13 protein-coding genes are annotated in these 17,028 nt (G+C 66.6%); 8 read left to right on the top strand and 5 right to left on the bottom strand.

Annotation, left to right across the window (positions count from 1 at the left end):
* Positions 1-7: 7 nt before the first annotated feature.
* On the bottom strand, positions 8-1,333 hold the full coding sequence (locus H4P35_RS23090; protein WP_056325267.1) for an aspartate aminotransferase family protein: 1,326 nt from the start codon (positions 1,331-1,333) through the stop codon (positions 8-10).
* A gap of 158 nt (positions 1,334-1,491) precedes the next feature.
* Between H4P35_RS23090 and H4P35_RS23085 the strand changes: the two genes are divergently transcribed.
* On the top strand, positions 1,492-2,910 hold the full coding sequence (locus H4P35_RS23085; protein WP_056325966.1) for a PLP-dependent aminotransferase family protein: 1,419 nt from the start codon (positions 1,492-1,494) through the stop codon (positions 2,908-2,910).
* A gap of 11 nt (positions 2,911-2,921) precedes the next feature.
* On the opposite strand, the gene H4P35_RS23080 is transcribed toward H4P35_RS23085, so the two are convergent.
* From H4P35_RS23080 to H4P35_RS23065, 4 genes are all read right to left on the bottom strand, one after another.
* Positions 2,922-3,407 (bottom strand): dihydrofolate reductase, encoded by a 486-nt coding sequence (locus H4P35_RS23080; protein ID WP_180097780.1) that lies wholly within the window; start codon positions 3,405-3,407, stop codon positions 2,922-2,924.
* A 71-nt stretch (positions 3,408-3,478) separates the two neighbouring features.
* Positions 3,479-5,542, bottom strand: a complete 2,064-nt coding sequence (locus H4P35_RS23075; RefSeq protein WP_056325274.1) for a bifunctional diguanylate cyclase/phosphodiesterase — start codon at positions 5,540-5,542, stop codon at positions 3,479-3,481.
* 408 nt (positions 5,543-5,950) lie between these two features.
* Positions 5,951-6,922, bottom strand: coding sequence for a thymidylate synthase (locus H4P35_RS23070; RefSeq protein ID WP_056325276.1), 972 nt, complete (start codon positions 6,920-6,922; stop codon positions 5,951-5,953).
* A 115-nt stretch (positions 6,923-7,037) separates the two neighbouring features.
* Positions 7,038-7,481: an OsmC family protein gene (locus tag H4P35_RS23065; protein ID WP_056325280.1), complete on the bottom strand. Its 444-nt coding sequence runs from the start codon at positions 7,479-7,481 to the stop codon at positions 7,038-7,040.
* Between the two features lie 122 nt (positions 7,482-7,603).
* Here H4P35_RS23065 and coq7 point away from each other — a divergent pair, with 122 nt between their 5' ends.
* From coq7 to asnB, 7 genes are all read left to right on the top strand, one after another.
* Positions 7,604-8,281: a 2-polyprenyl-3-methyl-6-methoxy-1,4-benzoquinone monooxygenase gene (coq7, locus tag H4P35_RS23060; protein ID WP_226847132.1), complete on the top strand. Its 678-nt coding sequence runs from the start codon at positions 7,604-7,606 to the stop codon at positions 8,279-8,281.
* 767 nt (positions 8,282-9,048) lie between these two features.
* Positions 9,049-10,155 (top strand): glycosyltransferase, encoded by a 1,107-nt coding sequence (locus tag H4P35_RS23055; RefSeq protein ID WP_056325286.1) that lies wholly within the window; start codon positions 9,049-9,051, stop codon positions 10,153-10,155.
* A 93-nt stretch (positions 10,156-10,248) separates the two neighbouring features.
* Positions 10,249-11,526: a Vi polysaccharide biosynthesis UDP-N-acetylglucosamine C-6 dehydrogenase TviB gene (gene tviB, locus H4P35_RS23050; RefSeq protein WP_128828976.1), complete on the top strand. Its 1,278-nt coding sequence runs from the start codon at positions 10,249-10,251 to the stop codon at positions 11,524-11,526.
* Positions 11,527-11,537: 11 nt separating this feature from the next.
* A complete protein-coding gene (locus H4P35_RS23045; RefSeq protein WP_062839990.1) occupies positions 11,538-12,563 on the top strand; it encodes an SDR family oxidoreductase in 1,026 nt (341 codons plus the stop codon).
* Entirely contained in the window at positions 12,560-13,909 is a 1,350-nt protein-coding gene (gene murJ / locus H4P35_RS23040; protein WP_226847131.1) for a murein biosynthesis integral membrane protein MurJ, read from the top strand. Before H4P35_RS23045 ends, murJ begins: the two co-directional genes overlap by 4 nt.
* Positions 13,910-15,052, top strand: coding sequence for a glycosyltransferase family 4 protein (locus H4P35_RS23035; RefSeq protein ID WP_062839992.1), 1,143 nt, complete (start codon positions 13,910-13,912; stop codon positions 15,050-15,052). It begins immediately after the preceding gene.
* A gap of 44 nt (positions 15,053-15,096) precedes the next feature.
* Complete coding sequence (gene asnB, locus H4P35_RS23030) at positions 15,097-17,028, top strand: asparagine synthase (glutamine-hydrolyzing) (protein ID WP_226847130.1); 1,932 nt, start codon at positions 15,097-15,099, stop codon at positions 17,026-17,028.

Below are 17,028 nucleotides of genomic sequence, written 5' to 3'. Positions count from 1 at the left end.
TGGCAACTCAGGCAACCTCTTTCAGGATCTTGCCGATCTGTTCGAAGATCTGGCCGATCTGGGCCTCGTCGATGATCAGCGGGGGCGAGACGGCGATGATGTCGCCGGTGTAGCGCACCATCAGGCCGCTGTCGAAGCAGCGCTGGAAGACTTCGGCGGCGCGTGCGCCCGGGGCGCCTGCGCGCGGCGCCAGTTCGATGCCGGACACCAGGCCCAGGTTGCGCACGTCGATGACGTTGGGCGCGCCCTTCAGGCTGTGCGCGGCTTCCTGGAATGCGCCCGACAGCTTGCGGGCGCGGCCGAACAGGTCTTCGCGGCGGTAGATGTCCAGCGTGGCCAGAATGGCGGCGGCCGCCAGCGGGTGCGCCGAATACGTGTAGCCGTGGAAGAACTCGATGCCGCCCGCCGGGCCGTTGACGATGGCGTCGTGCACCTCGCGTTTGACGGCGACCGCGCCGGCCGGCACGGCCGCGTTGCTGACGCCCTTGGCCATGGCGATGATGTCGGGGGTCACGCCGAAGAATTCGGATGCCGTGGCGGCGCCCAGGCGGCCGTAGGCGGTGATGACCTCATCGAAAATCAGCAGGATGCCGTGCTTGGCGGTAATTTCGCGCAGCTTTTCCAGATAGCCCTTGGGCGGAATCAGCACGCCCGTGGAGCCGGCCATCGGCTCGACGATCACGGCGGCGATGGTCGAGGCGTCGTGCAGGGCGATGATGCGCTCAAGTTCTTCGGCCAGGTGCGCGCCCCACGCGGGTTGGCCCTTCGAGTAGGCGTTCTGCTCAAGATTATGGGTGTGGGGCAGGTGGTCCACGGCGGGCAGCAGCGCACCGGAGAACGTCTTGCGGTTGGCCGAGATGCCGCCCACCGAGATGCCGCCAAAGCCCACGCCGTGATAGCCGCGTTCACGGCCGATGAGGCGCGTGCGCTGGCCTTCGCCGCGCGCGCGGTGATAGGCCAGGGCGATCTTGAGCGTGGTGTCGACGGATTCGGAGCCGGAATTGGTGAAGAAGACGCGGTCCAGGCCCTGCGGCATCAGGCCCGCCACCGCGGTGGCGGCCTCGAAGGCGAGCGGGTGGCCCAGCTGGAAGCCCGGCGCGTAGTCCATGACGCCGGCCTGGCGGGCGATGGCCTCGACGATTTCCTCGCGGCCGTGCCCGGCATTGACGCACCACAGTCCGGCCGTGCCGTCCAGGATCTGCCGGCCGTCGGTGGACGTGTAATACATGCCTTTGGCCTTTGCCAGCATGCGCGGCTGGGCCTTGAACTGCTTGTTGGCAGTGAAGGGCATCCAGAGATGGGACAGGTCGGGCAACTGGGCGGGGGCGTTCATGGTGACTCCAGAAGAGGGACAACCGTGGCCGCCGCAACACGCGCGCGGCCAGCGGGATTCGGACGATTCTGGAACGTCCCGCCGGGAATGAAAATATACGATCCGCGCATTTGCCGCTAACTGTATAGTTGGCAGCACCACAACTGTACAGTTTGCTCGTGATCGACTTTCAACCCGTCCGCGGCCGCGGGGCCGCGCCCACCCTCGTCGAACAGCTGGTCGCGGCGATCCTGCGCGCCGTCGAGGCGCAGACCCTGCGTCCGGGTATGTCCCTACCCTCGGTCCGGGAGTTCGCGCGCCAGTACGGCGTCAGCACCTTCACCGTGGCCAGCGCCTACAGCCGGCTGGTGTCGCAGGGCTGGCTGGCTGCGCGGCCCGGCGCGGGCTACCGGGTGGCATCGCCCGACGCGCCCACGCGCCGCGCCGAACCGCTGTCCTGGGAGCCGCCGCGCCTGAATGCGGGGTGGCTGCTGTCGGACATCTTTGCCGACCACTCCATCCCCATCAAATCGGGATGCGGCTGGCTCCCCGGCGAATGGCTGAACGAAGAAGGCCTGCACGTGGCGCTGCGCCACATGGGGCGGGTGCCCGCGATGCGGATCGCCAATTACGGGCATCCCTATGGCTACGCGCCGCTGCGCGAGACCATCGCGGCCAGCCTGAGCGCGCAGGGCATGGAAGTCGAGGCGTCGCAGGTGCTGCTGACGCAGGGCGTGACCCATGGGCTGGACACGGTGATCCGCACGCTGCTGCGGCCGGGCGACACGGTGATCGTCGAGCAGCCGGCCTACGCCAATCTCTTGCAGATGCTGCGCCTGGCCGGCCTGCGCGTCATCGCGGTGCCCAGGACGGCCGACGGCCTGGACTGCGACGCCCTTGAGCAGGTGGCGGCGCAGCACCGGCCGCGCGCGCTCTTCATCAACACCGCGCTGCAGAATCCGTCGGGCGCCAGCATCACCATGGCCAATGCGTTCCGCATCCTGCAAGCGGCCGAGCGGCACGGGCTGTGGGTGGTGGAAGACGACATCTCGCGCGAGCTGGCGCCGGGTGTCACGCCCATGCTGGCGGCGCTGGACGGCGCGCGCAGGGTCGTTTACCTGGGCGGCTACTCAAAGGTCATCAGTCCGTCCGTGCGTGTGGGCTATGTGGTGGCGCACCGCGATCTGGTGCGCGACATCGCCCGCACCAAAATGGCGGTGGGCCTGACCACGCCCGAGATCATGGAGCGCATCGTGCACCAGGTCATCCGGGAGGGCCGCTACCGCGCGCATATTGCGCGTACCCGCGAGCGGCTGGCCGAGGCGCATACGGAAGTGGCCGAGCAGATGCGTCAGCACGGCTTTGAAATCCATGGCAGGCCGCAGGGCGGCCTGTTCCTGTGGGCAAAGGTGGCGGGGCAGTGGCGCGAACGCGGCGCCAATGGTCTGGCGGAACTGGCGCTCAAGGACGGCATCTGGCTGGCGCCCGGCTCCTACTTCGAAGCGGACGAGGCCGACACGGCGTGGGTGCGCTTTAACGTGGCGTATTCGGCAGCGCCCGCGCTGTGGCGCTTCATGCGCAATGCGGGCGCGGCCTAGGGGGGAAGTCTTCAGGCGCGTTCGTACGTGACGAAGTCGTAGTCGTAGCCGTTTTCGGCGGGCTGCGGTTCGCGCGCCGTTTCCTTCCATTGGAACGAGGGCAGCAGCGGGAAGAACGCATCGCCCTCGACGTCGGCATGGACTTCAGTGGCCAGAACGCGCTTGGCCAGCGGCAGGGCCTGCGCGTAGATCTGCGCGCCGCCGATCACGAAGGCTTCGTCGATGTCGCCGCACGCGGCCACCGCCGCCTCAAGGGTGGGCGCAAGGATGGCGCCGGCGGCACTGAAATCGGGATTGCGGCTGATGACGATGTTGCTGCGGCCGGGCAGGGGACGGCCCAGCGAATCCCACGTCTTGCGGCCCATGATGATCGGATGGCCCAGCGTGCTGCGCTTGAAATGCGCCAGGTCGCCCGGCAGTTTCCAGGGCAGGGCGTTGTCGCGGCCGATGGCGCGGTTGGTGGAATAGGCGACGATCAGGGTAAGGCTGGCGGGCATGCGTGCTTTGAACGGGTAAGAATTTGGCCGGAAGAATGCCGTAAGCGTAGCAAATTGCGGCGCTGGCCCCGTCAGTTTTCCGCGTGTTCCAGGAACTCGGTGGCCGGCATGGGCTTGCCCAGCAGGAAGCCCTGCAGCGAGTCGCAGCCCAGCCCGGTCAGGAATTTCTGCTGCGCGGCGGTCTCGACGCCTTCGGCCACGATGCGCAGGTTCAGCTGCTGCGCCAGCGCGATGATGGCGGACACGACGGCCGCATCTTCATTGTCGTTGTCCAGCTGGTTCACGAAGCCCCGATCGATCTTCAGCTCGGTCGCCGGCAGCCGCTTCAGGTAGAGCAGGCTGGAGTAACCCGTGCCGAAGTCGTCGATGGAGATCGTGACGCCCAGTTCGGACAGGCGCTTGAGCACCGTCAGGCTCGTCTCGGCGTCGCGCATGGCGGTCGATTCGGTCACTTCGATGGTCAGGCAGGCAGGCGGCACGCCATGGCGCGCCAGCGCCGACCGCACCGTTTCCACCAGGCTCGAATGCGAGAACTGCAGCGCCGAGATGTTCACGGCGATGGTCCAGTGCCCCTGGCCGACATCGATCCACTCGCGCATCTGGCGGCAGGCCTCGTTGATGACCCATTCGCCGATGGAGAGGATGAGGCCGGTCTTTTCCGCCGTCGGGATGAACTGGTCCGGGCCCACCAGACCGCGCGTGGGATGGTTCCAGCGCAGCAGCGCCTCGGCGCCCATGATCGGGCCGGCCGGCGCCTCGTACTTGGGCTGGTAGTGCAGGACGAACTGGCCGCGCTCCTGCGCCAGGCGCAGGTCGTGCAGCAGCTCGATCTGCTCGTGCGCGTCCGCGTTCATGGACGGCTCGAAGAAGCTGTAGCCGGTGCCGCCCAGCCGCTTGGCGTGGTACATCGCCGCGTCGGCATTGGTCAGCAAGGAGTGGGTGTCCTCGCCATCGTTCGGGAAGACCGCGATGCCCACGCTGGAGGTCACCAGCACGTCGTGGCCGTACACCGTGACCGGACGGCCGATGGCCTCGATCAGCCGGTCCGCCACGTTGGCCGCGTCGGTCGGTTCAATGACTTCGCTCAGCACGATGAACTCGTCGCCGCCCAGCCGGGCGACGGTGTCCTGCGTGCGCAGCGCCTGGCGGATGCGCTGCGCCAGATCGATCAGCAGCGCGTCGCCGGTATGGTGGCCGTAGGCGTCGTTGACGGCCTTGAACCCGTCCAGGTCGAAGAACAGCACCGCGAAATGGCCGCGGCGGCGGGTCGCGCTTTCGATGGCCTGTTCCATCCGGTCTTCGAGCAGGATGCGGTTGGGCAGTTTGGTCAGGGTGTCGTGCAGCGCCAGTTGCACCAGTTCTTCATTGGCTTCGGCCAGGGACGAGGCCAGGGCGGACGTGCGCGCCTCAAGGCGGTTGTCCAGCACGGCCACGACCAGGGCGATGGCCAGCACGCTTAGCGTGACCGCGGTCACGGCGATGGCCAGCCAGCCGGCCGAGATGCCGGCGTCGGCCGCCATGCAGATGCTGCCGGCCGGGAACCCCGCGGCTTCCATGCCCGTGTAGTGCATGCCGACGATCGCCAGCCCCATGACACCCGCGGCCGCCGGGCGCGACAGCGCCACGCGCGGCCCGTCCTGCCGAAGACGGTAGGTGATCCACAAGGCCGCGCCCGATGCGGCAACGGCAATCACCACGGACAGCGCGAACCATGTCGGGTCGTAATCGATGCCGGGCGACATGCGCATGGCCGCCATGCCGACGTAGTGCATCGCCGCGATGCCCGATCCCATCAGCAGCGCGCCGGCCGCCAGCCTGCGCCACGGCAGCTCGTCCTTGCACACCATCCACAGCGCGAAGGCCGAGCAGGCGATCGCGATGGCGAGCGACAGCACGGTCAGCGGCAGGTCGTACCCCATCGGGATGGGCAGGCTGAAGGCCAGCATGCCCACGAAATGCATGGACCAGATCCCGATGCCCATCGCGAACGCGCCACCCGCCAGCCAGAACTTCGCGGCAGGCAGGCCGCTCGACGCCTTCACGCGGTTGGCCATGCCCAGCGCCGTATACGACGCCAGGATGGCGACCCCTAAGGATACGAGGACGAGCGAAGGGTTATAAGTTCCAACGAGCATTTGTGGGGTCCTGTCCTAAGCGCATGCGGCGGCGGCGCGGGGCACGATTTTCAATTCAATTGGTAGTCAACAGTTGCATTACGGTCGCAAGGAGGATCCTGCTCTCGTCGCTGGCGATTCTCACACTCTCTTTATAGGGATGGGGGATTGGGCGGGGCAACGCCAGCGGTCGGCGCGGTTCGGGCGTTCGGCATGGCGCGCCGCGAGGGCCGGTCGATAGCGACGGGGCGCGCGGCATGCTGGACGCGCGTCCGAGGCTAAGGGATGGGTTATACCGAAATCACGCTTCCAGAAGCTCACCAATCTTCACCTGCTGCGGGACGTGCAAGGAATGGGGCGCCGGACGGTCGTCCGGCGGGTTGCGGATCAGCCCTGAAAGGCGGGCGCCGGGCCAGGCCGGCGCCGGGGTCAGACGGCCATTGCGGCCGTAAGGGGCGCGTGGTGCGTGTAGCCCGACAATGAGAAATCGCCAGGTTCGACCTTCTCGAGCCACTCGGGCTCGTAGCGGCCGGTCACGGCGAAGTCGGGAATGCGGTCCGACAGCACGAGGCGGGGCGACTCATATGGCGTTCGCGTCAGTTGCTCGCGCAGCATCGGCAGGTGGTTCTCGTAGATGTGCGCATCGCCGATGAAATAGGTGAACCAGCGCGGGGTATAGCCGGTCAGGCGGCCGACCAGGTGCAGCAGCGCCGCGCCTTCGGTCAGATTGAACGGCGTGCCCAGGCCCACATCGTTGGAGCGGATGTACAGGCACAGCGAGATCTCGCGGGTCGTCGCGTTGGGCAGGAACTGATAGAGCAGGTGACAGGGGGGCAGCGCCATTTCCTCGATCTGCGCCCAGTTCCAGCCATGGAACAGGATCCGCCGGTCGCCCGGGCGTTCGTGGATGGTGTCCAGGCATTGCCGCAATTGGTCGACCGCCTTGTACAGCAGCACCTTCGGCTCGCCGTCCTGAACCAGGTCGGCCACCTTGGCGTAGCCGCGCGACAACGCGTCCTCGATCTGCGCGGGACGGTTGGCATCCAGCATCTTGTAGGCCGGCCATTGGCGCCACTGCACGCCGTACACGGGCCCCAGGTCGTCCGGGCCTTCGCGATAGGGGTTCGCCAGCCACTGGGCGTTCTCGTTGGCATTCTGGTCCCAGACCTTGCAGCCCAAATCGCGGAATTCCGCCGCGCTGCGCGAGGCGCGCAGAAAACCCACCATTTCGCCAATGGCCGACTTGAACGCCAACTTTTTGGTGGTGACGGCGGGAAAGCCCTGCTGCAGGTCAAAGCGCAGCGAGGCGCCCGGCATGCTGAGGGTGCGGATGCCGGTCCGGTTTTCCTGCCACGAGCCGGTATCGAGGATGGATTGAACGAGGTCCAGGTATTGTTTCATGGCGATCCTTGTGCCTGCTGTCCCGGTCCGGGAAGCAAGCGCGCCGCCACGAACGCGTCGCGGCGGCGCCTATATATAGTGAATGCCGAATTACACCACGGCCGCGCGAGGCGGGTCAGGCGGTGGCGGCGGCTTCCTGCGTGTCGACGATGTCGACGGAAAATGTCATGGCGGCCGTCTTTTCCAGCATGGCCGAGGCCGAGCAGTACTTTTCGTGGGAAAGCTGCACGGCGCGCTCGACGGCCGCGCGCGGCAGATTGCGGCCGGTAACGGTGAAGGCGAAATGAATGCGGGTAAAGACCTTGGGGTCGGTGTCGGCGCGCTCGGCCTGCAGCTTGACGCTGCAACCGGTGACCGCGTGGCGGCCGCGCTTGAGGATCAGCACCACATCGTAGGCGGTGCAGCCGCCCGTGCCCGCCAGCAGCATTTCCATGGGGCGGGGCGCCAGGTTGTGGCCGCCGCCGTCCACGGCGCCGTCCATCACGGCCACGTGGCCGCTACCCGTGCTGGCGGTAAAGAGCATGCCGCTTGGGCCGCCCCAGTCGATCGTGCATTCCATGTTGGTGAGTCCTTGAGCTTGAGCGCAGTCAATGGCTGATGATACCCGTTGCGTACAATCCCGGGCATGAGAACCCCGCCTCGCATCAGGGGTGCGGGGTGTCCGATTTGCCAGGAGATGCCATGTCCACCACGTTGTCCCAATCCGGTCCCGTTTCCCTGCGCCGCCGCCACGGTCCCCTGGATGCCCTGCTGGCCGAGACCGACCGGGCGTTGCGTGTGCTGTCCGGCAACGCCAGCGCCGGCCGGGCCTATCCCGCCACCGCGGAGGAATCGCCGCAGACGCTCTCGGCACAAGAAAAACGCCACGCCGCCGGGCTCATGCGGGTCAACCATGTCGGCGAGGTCTGCGCGCAGGCGCTCTACCGCGGCCAGGCGTCGGTCTGCAAAGAGCCCGCGCCGCGCGCGCTGCTGCTGAACGCCGCCGCCGAGGAAGTCGACCATCTGGTCTGGTGCAACGCGCGCCTGAACGAACTGGGCAGCCGGCCCAGCTTGCTCAATCCCGTCTGGTACGCGGGCTCGTTTGCCTTGGGCGTGATGGCCAGCGTGGCGGGCGTGCCCCGCAATCTGGGCTTCATGGCCGAAACCGAAAAGCAGGTCGAGGCCCATCTGGACGAACACCTGCGCACCTTGCCGGTGCACGATGAGCGCTCGCGCCAGATCGTCCAGAAGATGATGGACGACGAGGCCCAGCACCGCGCCAGCGCCGAGCAGGCAGGGGGCGTTCCGTTGCCCGCGCCCGTGAAAATGGCCATGCGCGCCATGTCCAAGGTCATGACGACCACCGCCTACTGGATCTGAAACCGCGCCTGCAAAAAATGTTGCAATGCGCAAATTCCGCCGCCTCATGGTGCCTGAGGCACCATTTTGGTGCGGTGGCCAGGGTGGGATTACCCGCGATGATTCAGGGTTATTCCGCAAGGGGTAAACCCGTTTCGCAAAAACCCGGTTTTGGGCAAGGTCGTTGATTGGCGCGGCTTTGCGAGAGGGTCGCGAAAAATTTGCAGCAAAAAAGCAACGCGTCCCAGGCCCTCAAAAATAGATCAAAAAAAATCTTGCAACGCACAAAAAACGTAGGTACTATTCACACATCGGATGTTGAAACGCAGACGGCGCGGTGAAAACCCCGGAAGCGTAGCGAGCAGAAAGCCAGCTCCCAGCATGCCACGGTTGTCTCCTCCACCCTCCTCCTTTGGTGGATTTAGCCCGAGATCTCACGATCTCGGGCTTTTTTTTGTCCCGAATCGTTGCGTCCCTATTTGTAAGCGATCGCGGCATTTTCCGTGGGTCGCGAGGTTGCGCGCGGGCCGTCAGGCCCCCGCGTTTTCCCTCGGATAATTCGCGTGCCCAGAGGCGGAACGCTCTACAATCTCCCACATGAAACCAGTACTGCCGGGCGCTCGCGCGCCAGCGGGTTCCAGTCACATGCGCGGCGGACGGATTGCCCGCCTGCGCGCGTTACGTTCTGTGCCGCGGAATTGCACTTCTTTATCCCTCCCATATATGGGCGTTACACCTGCCTCCGATAATGGCGGGCCTGTCTCGATAGACCAACCAGAGGTGATCCAGTGACCTGGCTGTACATATGCGTGGTCGCGTTCATGGTGGGGGGACTCATCGTGGCGTCCGAGCGCTGGCATGGCGCGTTTACCGGCGATAGCGACCTCAACAAGCCCCAAGCCAATCATTCCCGCGCGACGCCCCGCGTCGGCGGTCTGGCGGTGCTTGCCGGTACGCTGGCTGGCCTGCTGGTCCTCGGACCCAGCAACATGACCCTTACCTGGCTGTGGCCCGCGCTGTTCGTCGCGGCGTTGCCCGTTTTCGTGGCCGGCCTGCTTGAAGACATCACCAAGGACATCGGCGCCAGCAAGCGTTTGCTGGCCGCTTTTCTATCCGCGGCCATTGCATGGTGGCTGCTGGGCGGCGTCAGCCGTGTCGGCATGGCCCCTGTGGATTACGTGCTTTCGTTCTGGCCTGTTTCGCTGCTGTTCACCATGTTCGCGGTGGGCGGCTGTACCCATGCCTTGAATATCGTGGACGGCATGAACGGCCTGGCCGGCATGGTCGCCACGCTGATGGCGGTGTCGATCAGCCTGGTTGCCCTGCAGGTCGGCGATGTGCCGATCTTCCTGGTCGCCGCGGCGCTGGCGTCGGCCACCCTGGGCTTTCTCGTGTGGAACTTCCCGTTTGGCCGGGTCTTCCTGGGCGATGGCGGCGCGTACTTCCTGGGCTTCATGCTGGCCGAACTGGCCGTGCTGCTGGTGGTGCGCAACCCGTCCGTGTCGCCGTTCTACGCGCTGGCGGTCCTGTTCTACCCCGTCTTCGAAACCGGTTTCTCGATCTGGCGCCGCCGCTTCAAGCGCGGCGTGCCGGTGGATCAGCCCGACGCGCTGCACTTGCACCAGCTCGTGTTCCGCCGGCTGGTCCGGGTCACCTTCAGCCGCGGCCGGCGCCACGCCGTCCCCGCGCTTTGCAATGCGCTGGCGTCCCCGTACATGTGGGTCCTGGCGCTGATCGGGCTGGTGCCAGCCACGATCTGGTGGGACAACGCCTGGGCCCTGAGCGCCAGCCTGGTTGTCTTTGCCAGCGTCTATATCTGGCTGTACGCGCGCCTGGTCTCCTGGCGCCGCCCGGGGTGGCTCTTGCTGCCGTCCGTGCTGCGAACCACCGATTAGTTTGAGTGCCCCGGCGATAGCCGCCGGGGGCTCGGTATCCATCACCAGACCATCTTTAAAATGCCGTAAACGTTCTACGGTGAAGGGAGAGTTATGTTGCGAATCCAGGATGTGAAACTCGCTGTCGTCGGCCTTGGCTACGTCGGTCTGCCCCTGGCCGTGGAATTCGGCAAGAAGCGCCCGGTCATTGGCTTTGACATCAATACGCGCCGCATCGACGCGCTGAAGGCGGGCCACGACCACACGCTGGAAGTCAGCGACGCCGAGCTGGCCGAGGCCAAGCAGCTGAGCTACACCGCCGATCGCGCCGAACTGGGCGAGGCCAACGTGTTCATCGTGACCGTGCCCACCCCCATCGACGAATACAAGCAGCCGGACCTGACCCCGCTGGTCAAGGCCAGCGAAACCATCGGCGCGGTGCTCAAGCGCGGCGACATCGTCATCTATGAATCCACCGTCTATCCCGGCGCGACCGAGGAAGACTGCGTGCCGGTGCTGGAGCGCGTGTCGGGCCTGAAGTTCAACGAGGACTTCTTCGCCGGCTACAGCCCCGAGCGCATCAACCCGGGCGACAAGGAACACCGCGTCAGCACGATCAAGAAGGTCACCTCGGGCTCGACCCCGGAAGTCGCCGACCTGGTCGACAAGCTCTACAAGGAAATCATCACCGCCGGCACGCACAAGGCGTCCAGCATCCGCGTGGCCGAAGCCGCCAAGGTGATCGAGAACACCCAGCGCGACGTGAACATCGCGCTCATCAACGAACTGGCCCTGATCTTCAACAAGATGGGCATCGACACCGAAGCCGTGCTGCAGGCCGCCGGCACCAAGTGGAACTTCCTGCCGTTCCGTCCGGGCCTGGTGGGCGGCCACTGCATTGGCGTGGACCCGTACTACCTGACGCACAAGGCGCAGTCCATCGGCTACCACCCCGAGATCATCCTGGCGGGCCGCCGCCTGAACGACTCCATGGGCAGCTACGTGGTGTCGCAGCTGGTCAAGTGCATGACCAAGCGCCGCATTCACGTGCAGGGTGCCCGCGTGCTGGTGATGGGCCTGGCCTTCAAGGAAAACTGCCCCGATCTGCGCAACACGCGCATCGTGGACATCGTCCGTGAACTGGGCGACTACAACGTCGACGTGGACATCTACGATCCGTGGGTGGACGCCGACGAAGCCATGCACGAATACGGCCTGACGCCGGTGGCCAAGCCCGAGGAAGGCAAGTACGACGCCGTGATCCTCGCCGTGGCGCACAATCAGTTCAAGGACATGGGCGCCGAAGGCATCCGCAAGCTCGGCAAGCCGCAACACATCCTGTACGACCTGAAGTACGTGCTGTCGCCCGCTGAATCCGACCTGCGTCTGTAAAGGGTTTCGCCATGACCACACGATTCGAGACTGTCACCCAGGAACTGTCCGCCGCGCCGCGCAAGTGGCTGGTGACCGGCTGCGCCGGCTTCATCGGCTCGAACCTGCTGGAAACCTTGCTCAAGCTTGACCAGACCGTGACCGGCCTGGACAACTTCGCGACCGGCCACCAGCGCAATCTGGACGAAGTCCAGGCTTCGGTTTCGCCGCAGCAGTGGGCGCGCTTCACCTTCATCGAGGGCGACATCCGTGACTTGGACGCTTGCCGCCGCGCGGCCGAAGGCGTGGACTATGTGCTGCACCAGGCCGCGCTGGGCTCGGTGCCGCGCTCGCTCAATGACCCCATCACGACCAACGAAGTCAACATCGGCGGTTTCCTGAACATGCTGGTCGCGGCGCGCGACGCCAAGGTGAAGTCGTTCGTCTATGCGGCGTCCAGCTCCACTTACGGCGACCATCCGGCGCTGCCCAAGGTCGAGGAAAACATCGGCAAGCCGCTGTCGCCGTACGCCGTGACCAAGTACGTCAACGAGCTCTATGCCGACGTCTTCGCGCGCTCCTACGGCTTCGAGACGGTGGGTCTGCGTTACTTCAACGTGTTCGGCAAGCGGCAGGATCCGGACGGCGCCTACGCCGCCGTGATCCCGAAGTGGACCGCCGCGATGATCCAGGGCAAGGACGTCACCATCAATGGCGACGGCGAGACCAGCCGGGACTTCTGCTTTGTGGAAAACGCGGTGCAGGCAAACATCCTGGGCGCGCTGGCCGCGCCCGAGGCTCGCAACCAGGTCTACAACGTGGCCGTCAGCGGCCGCAGCACGTTGAACCAGCTGTTCAGCTTCCTGGTGCAGGCCCTGGGCAATCAGGGCGTGAACTACACCAAGCAGCCGGTCTACGCTGACTTCCGCGCGGGCGATGTGCGCCACTCGCAGGCCGACATCGGCAAGGCCGGCCGCCTGCTGGGCTATGCGCCCACGCATACGGTGCTGCAAGGCCTGGAAGTCGCCATGCCCTGGTACACGCAGTTCCTGCGTTGAAAGCACTCGTCCGAAAACTCGGCAACATCCACCCGGATCATCAGCGCATCTTCAAAGGCGCGTTCCGGGTGGCGGTGTTTCTGCTGCTGGGCAAGGCTGCCGGCGCCATCAAGGAGATGGCGGTGGCGTACCGCTACGGCGTCAGCGACGCCGTAGACGCCTACCAGTTCACGATGACCATGGGCACCTGGCTGCCCGTCACGATCGTGGGCGTGCTGTCGGTGGTGCTGATCCCGGTGCTGGTGCGCCTGGCGCGCACCGGCGGGGCCGAGAAAGCGCTCTTCATTCGCGAACTTCAGGGCTGGGTCGCCGCCGCCGGCGTCGCACTGGCCCTGTTGACGTGGTTTGCCTGGCCGTATGTGGTGGATTGGCTGGGGCAGGGCCTGTCGGCGCAAGTGCGCGCCATGACGGGCGACCTGCTGATCGCCTTTGCCCCCGTGGCGGCGTTGCTGCTGATCGCCGGCATCAGCGCCGCACGGCTGCGCGCGCAGGAACGCCACGTCAACACGCTGCTGGACAGCGTGCCCGCCGTGGCAACGCTGGCCTGGGTCATGCTGGCCGCCAGCGCCGAGGGCGTGGGACCGCTGCTGTGGGGCACGCTGGTCGGCTATGCCATCCAGACCGTCTGGCTGGCCTGGCTGGCCGCGCGCGCCGACGGCGGCTTCTGGGGCGCGCCGTTGCTGACACTGAAGTCGCCGCATTGGCCTGAACTGATGGGCGCGGCCGGCGTGATGCTGATCGGCCAGGTCGCCATGAGCTTTGTGGGTCCGCTGGACCAGTACGCGGCCGCCAACCTGGGCGCCAATGCCAACGCCACGCTCGGCTATGCCAGCCGGCTGCTGTCCCTGTTGCTGGGCATCGGGGCCGTGTCCGTGGGCCGCGCCGCGCTTCCCGTGCTGGCCGACGTGCAGGCGCGCGGCGACACGGCCCGCGCGCGCAGCATGGCGCTCAAATGGTCGTTGCTGATGGTGGGCGCCGGCGCCGGCGCCGTGGCGCTGGGCTGGGTTTTGGCGCCCTGGGGCGTGTCGGTGCTGTTCCAGCGCGGCGCCTTTACCGCCGAAAACACCGAAGCCGTCGCGCACGTGCTGCGCTGGGGCTTGCTGCAGCTGCCGTTCTACTTCGGCGTGCTGATCCTGGTGCAACTCCTGGCCAGCCAGAACCGCTACCGCATCATGGCCGCCATCGCGGTCGCCAATTTTGCGCTGAAGGCCGTGCTGAACACCGTGCTCGCGCCCCGCATGGGCGCGGCTGGCATCATGCTGGCCACCAGCCTCATGTATGTGCTGTCCTTTGCCTGCTACCTGGCCGTGGCGATGCGCAAGGCCGAACCCAAGGAGGCCGATTGAATGTCCGTAGCCGACCCCGCCCGTCCGGCGCGCGTGTTGCTGTTCATCCATTCCCTGCACGGCGGGGGCGCTGAGCGCGTCGCCGCCGACCTGAGCGCCCATTGGGCGTCCGAGGGCAGCGAGGTCATGGTGGTCACGCAGGCCAGCGCCGACGGCGATGTGTATGCGCTGCATCCCAAGGTGCGCCGCGAGGTCCTGCACACGGCGGGCGAGGGCGGCGGCCTGCGCGGCATTCTCAGCAACCTGCAGCGCGTGCGCGCGCTGCGCCGCGTGATCAAGTCGTTCCGGCCCGACATCGTGCTGGGCATGATGACCACGGCGTCGGTGCTGGCCGTGCTGGCCTCTGCGGGGCTGAACTGCCAGGTCATTGCAACCGAACACACCCATCCGCCGTCCCAGACGTTGTCGGGCTTCTGGCAGCGGCTGCGCCGGCTGACCTATCCGCGCGCCGCGCGCGTGGTCGCGCTGACCCGCGGCACCGCGCAGTGGCTGGAACAGCATGTGCCGGGCTCGCGGCTGGCAGTCATTCCCAACCCGGTACACTTCCCGCTGCCGCGCGCCGAACCGCTGTTGCAGCCGGCTCCCCGGGATGGCCGCAAGCGGCTCCTGGCGGTCGGGCGGCTGCACGGCGACAAGGGTTTCGACTTGCTGATCCAGGCGTTCGCGCAACTGGCGCCGTCGCATCCCGGCTGGGATCTGGTTATTCTGGGCGAGGGCAGCGAACGCCAGGCGTTGGAAGCGCAGGTGCGCGAGGCCGGGCTCGAATCGCGCATCTCGATGCCGGGACGTGCCGGCAATGTCGGCGACTGGTACGACAGCGCCGATCTTTACGTGCTGACCTCGCGCTTCGAAGGGCTGTCAAACACGTTGCTCGAGTCCATGGCAAGCGGTCTGGCGGCGGTCTCGTTCGATTGCGACACGGGTCCGCGCGAGATCATCCGCCACGGCATCGATGGCGTGCTGGTGCGGCCCAACGGCGACGTGCCCGCGCTGTGCGAGGCGCTTGGCGTGGTCATGGGCGATGACAATGGCCGCGCGCGCCTGGCGCAGGCGGCCACCGACGTGCGCGACCGATTCTCGGCCGTGCGCGTGCTGCGGAAATGGCAGGAACTTTTTGACGGCGTGCGGGCGAAGGGCCGCTAGGGCCCCGCGCGCGCCGTTGCTACGGTGACCACGAGAATCTCATCATGTGTGGAATAGTCGGAATTTGGGGCCCCCTGGGGAACAAGGATCAGGTGCTGGCGGACAGCTGCCGGCGCATCCGCCACCGTGGGCCCGACAGCAATGGGTTCTGGGAAGATACTGACGCCGGCGTCGCGCTGGCGCACGTGCGCCTGGCGATCCTGGACCTGACCGAAGCCGGCCATCAGCCGATGACGTCCGCGTGCGGGCGCTACGTGATGGTGTTCAACGGCGAGGTCTACAACCATCTGGACATCCGCAAGCAGCTCGAGGACTCGGCGCGGGCGCCGGCCTGGCGCGGCCATTCGGACACCGAGACCCTGCTCGCGGGCTTTTCCGCGCTGGGCATCGAAGCCACGTTGCAGGCCGCGGTCGGCATGTTCGCCATTGCGCTGTGGGACAAGGCCGCGCGCAAGCTCGTCCTGGCGCGCGATCGCATGGGCGAAAAGCCGCTCTACTACGGCTACTCCAATGCCGAACTGGTGTTCGCCTCGGAGCTCAAGGGCCTGATGCCGATTCCGGGGTTCGGGCGCAACCTGAACCGCAACGCGCTCGCATCGTTCATGCGGCACAACTACATCCCCGCGCCGCAGTCGATCTACGAAGGCATCGCCAAGCTGCCGCCCGGCACCTGGGTCGAGTTCTCGGCGGACGACACCCGCAGCCGCCGCATGCCGGAGCCGCGCGTGTACTGGTCGGCGCGCGAGGCCGCGGACACGGCCGCGCAGCACCGCCTGTCGTTCGATTCGGACGCGCAAGCCACCGACGCGCTGGAACGCGTGCTGTCCAAGGCCGTGGGCGGACAGATGCTGTCCGACGTGAGCCTGGGCGCCTTCCTGTCCGGCGGCATCGATTCGTCCACCATCGTGGCGTTGATGCAGGCGCAGAGCTCGCAACCGGTGCGCACCTTTGCCATCGGCTTTCACGAGAAGGGCTACGACGAGGCGCAGCACGCGAAGGCCGTGGCCACGCACCTGGGCACCGACCACACCGAACTCTACGTCACCGCGGACGACGCGTTGGCGGTCGTGCCCACGCTGGCCGACATGTATGACGAACCCTTTGCCGACTCGTCGCAGATCCCGACGTCGCTCGTCACGCGCATGGCGCGCCAGCACGTCACGGTGGCGTTGTCCGGCGACGGCGGCGACGAACTCTTCGGCGGCTATTCGCGTTATTTCCGGGTGGACAACTGGTGGCGCCAGTTCGAACGCGTGCCCAGCCTGCTGCGTAAGCCGGCCGGCGCGATGCTCAGCGCCTCCACGCATCTGCCCGGCCGCGGCGCCTGGCGCGGCAAGGTCGGCAAGCTGGGCGAACTGCTGCGCGCGGACACGCAAGGCGAGTTCTACCGCCTGTTCGTGTCGTATTGGTCAGACCCCGCCCGTGTGGTCAAGGGCGGCGTGGAACCCGAGTCGGTGTTCGAACGCGCCATGCAGGGGTCGTTCTTCGAATCGATGATGAAGCTGGACACGGTGACCTACCTGCCCGACGACATCCTGGTCAAGGTGGACCGCGCGGCGATGGCCGTCAGCCTGGAAACCCGCGTGCCCCTCATCGACCACCGCGTCTATGAATTCGCCTGGAGCCTGCCGCACCAATACAAGGTGCGCGGCAACACGGGCAAGTGGCTGTTGCGGCAGGTCCTGCACCGCCACGTGCCGCAGGCGCTGGTCGACCGCCCCAAGCGCGGCTTTGCCGTGCCGCTGGCCGCGTGGTTGCGCGGTCCCTTGCGGGAATGGGCCGACGCGCTGCTGAATCCGTCGCGCCTGCGCCAGGAAGGCTGGTTCGAACCCGAGCCCATCCTGCGCAAATGGCGCGAGCACTCGTCGGGGCATCGCAATTGGGACAGCCATCTGTGGGGCGTGCTGATGATGCAGGCCTGGCTGGACCGCTACCGGGCGGGGATGGATCAAGGGGGACCGATTGAGGACCGTTGA

Source organism: Achromobacter sp. 77, from assembly GCF_020541125.1.
In the GTDB taxonomy this organism is placed as follows: Bacteria; Pseudomonadota; Gammaproteobacteria; order Burkholderiales; family Burkholderiaceae_B; genus Achromobacter; species Achromobacter mucicolens.
This window is presented reverse-complemented; position numbering and strand designations above follow the sequence as displayed.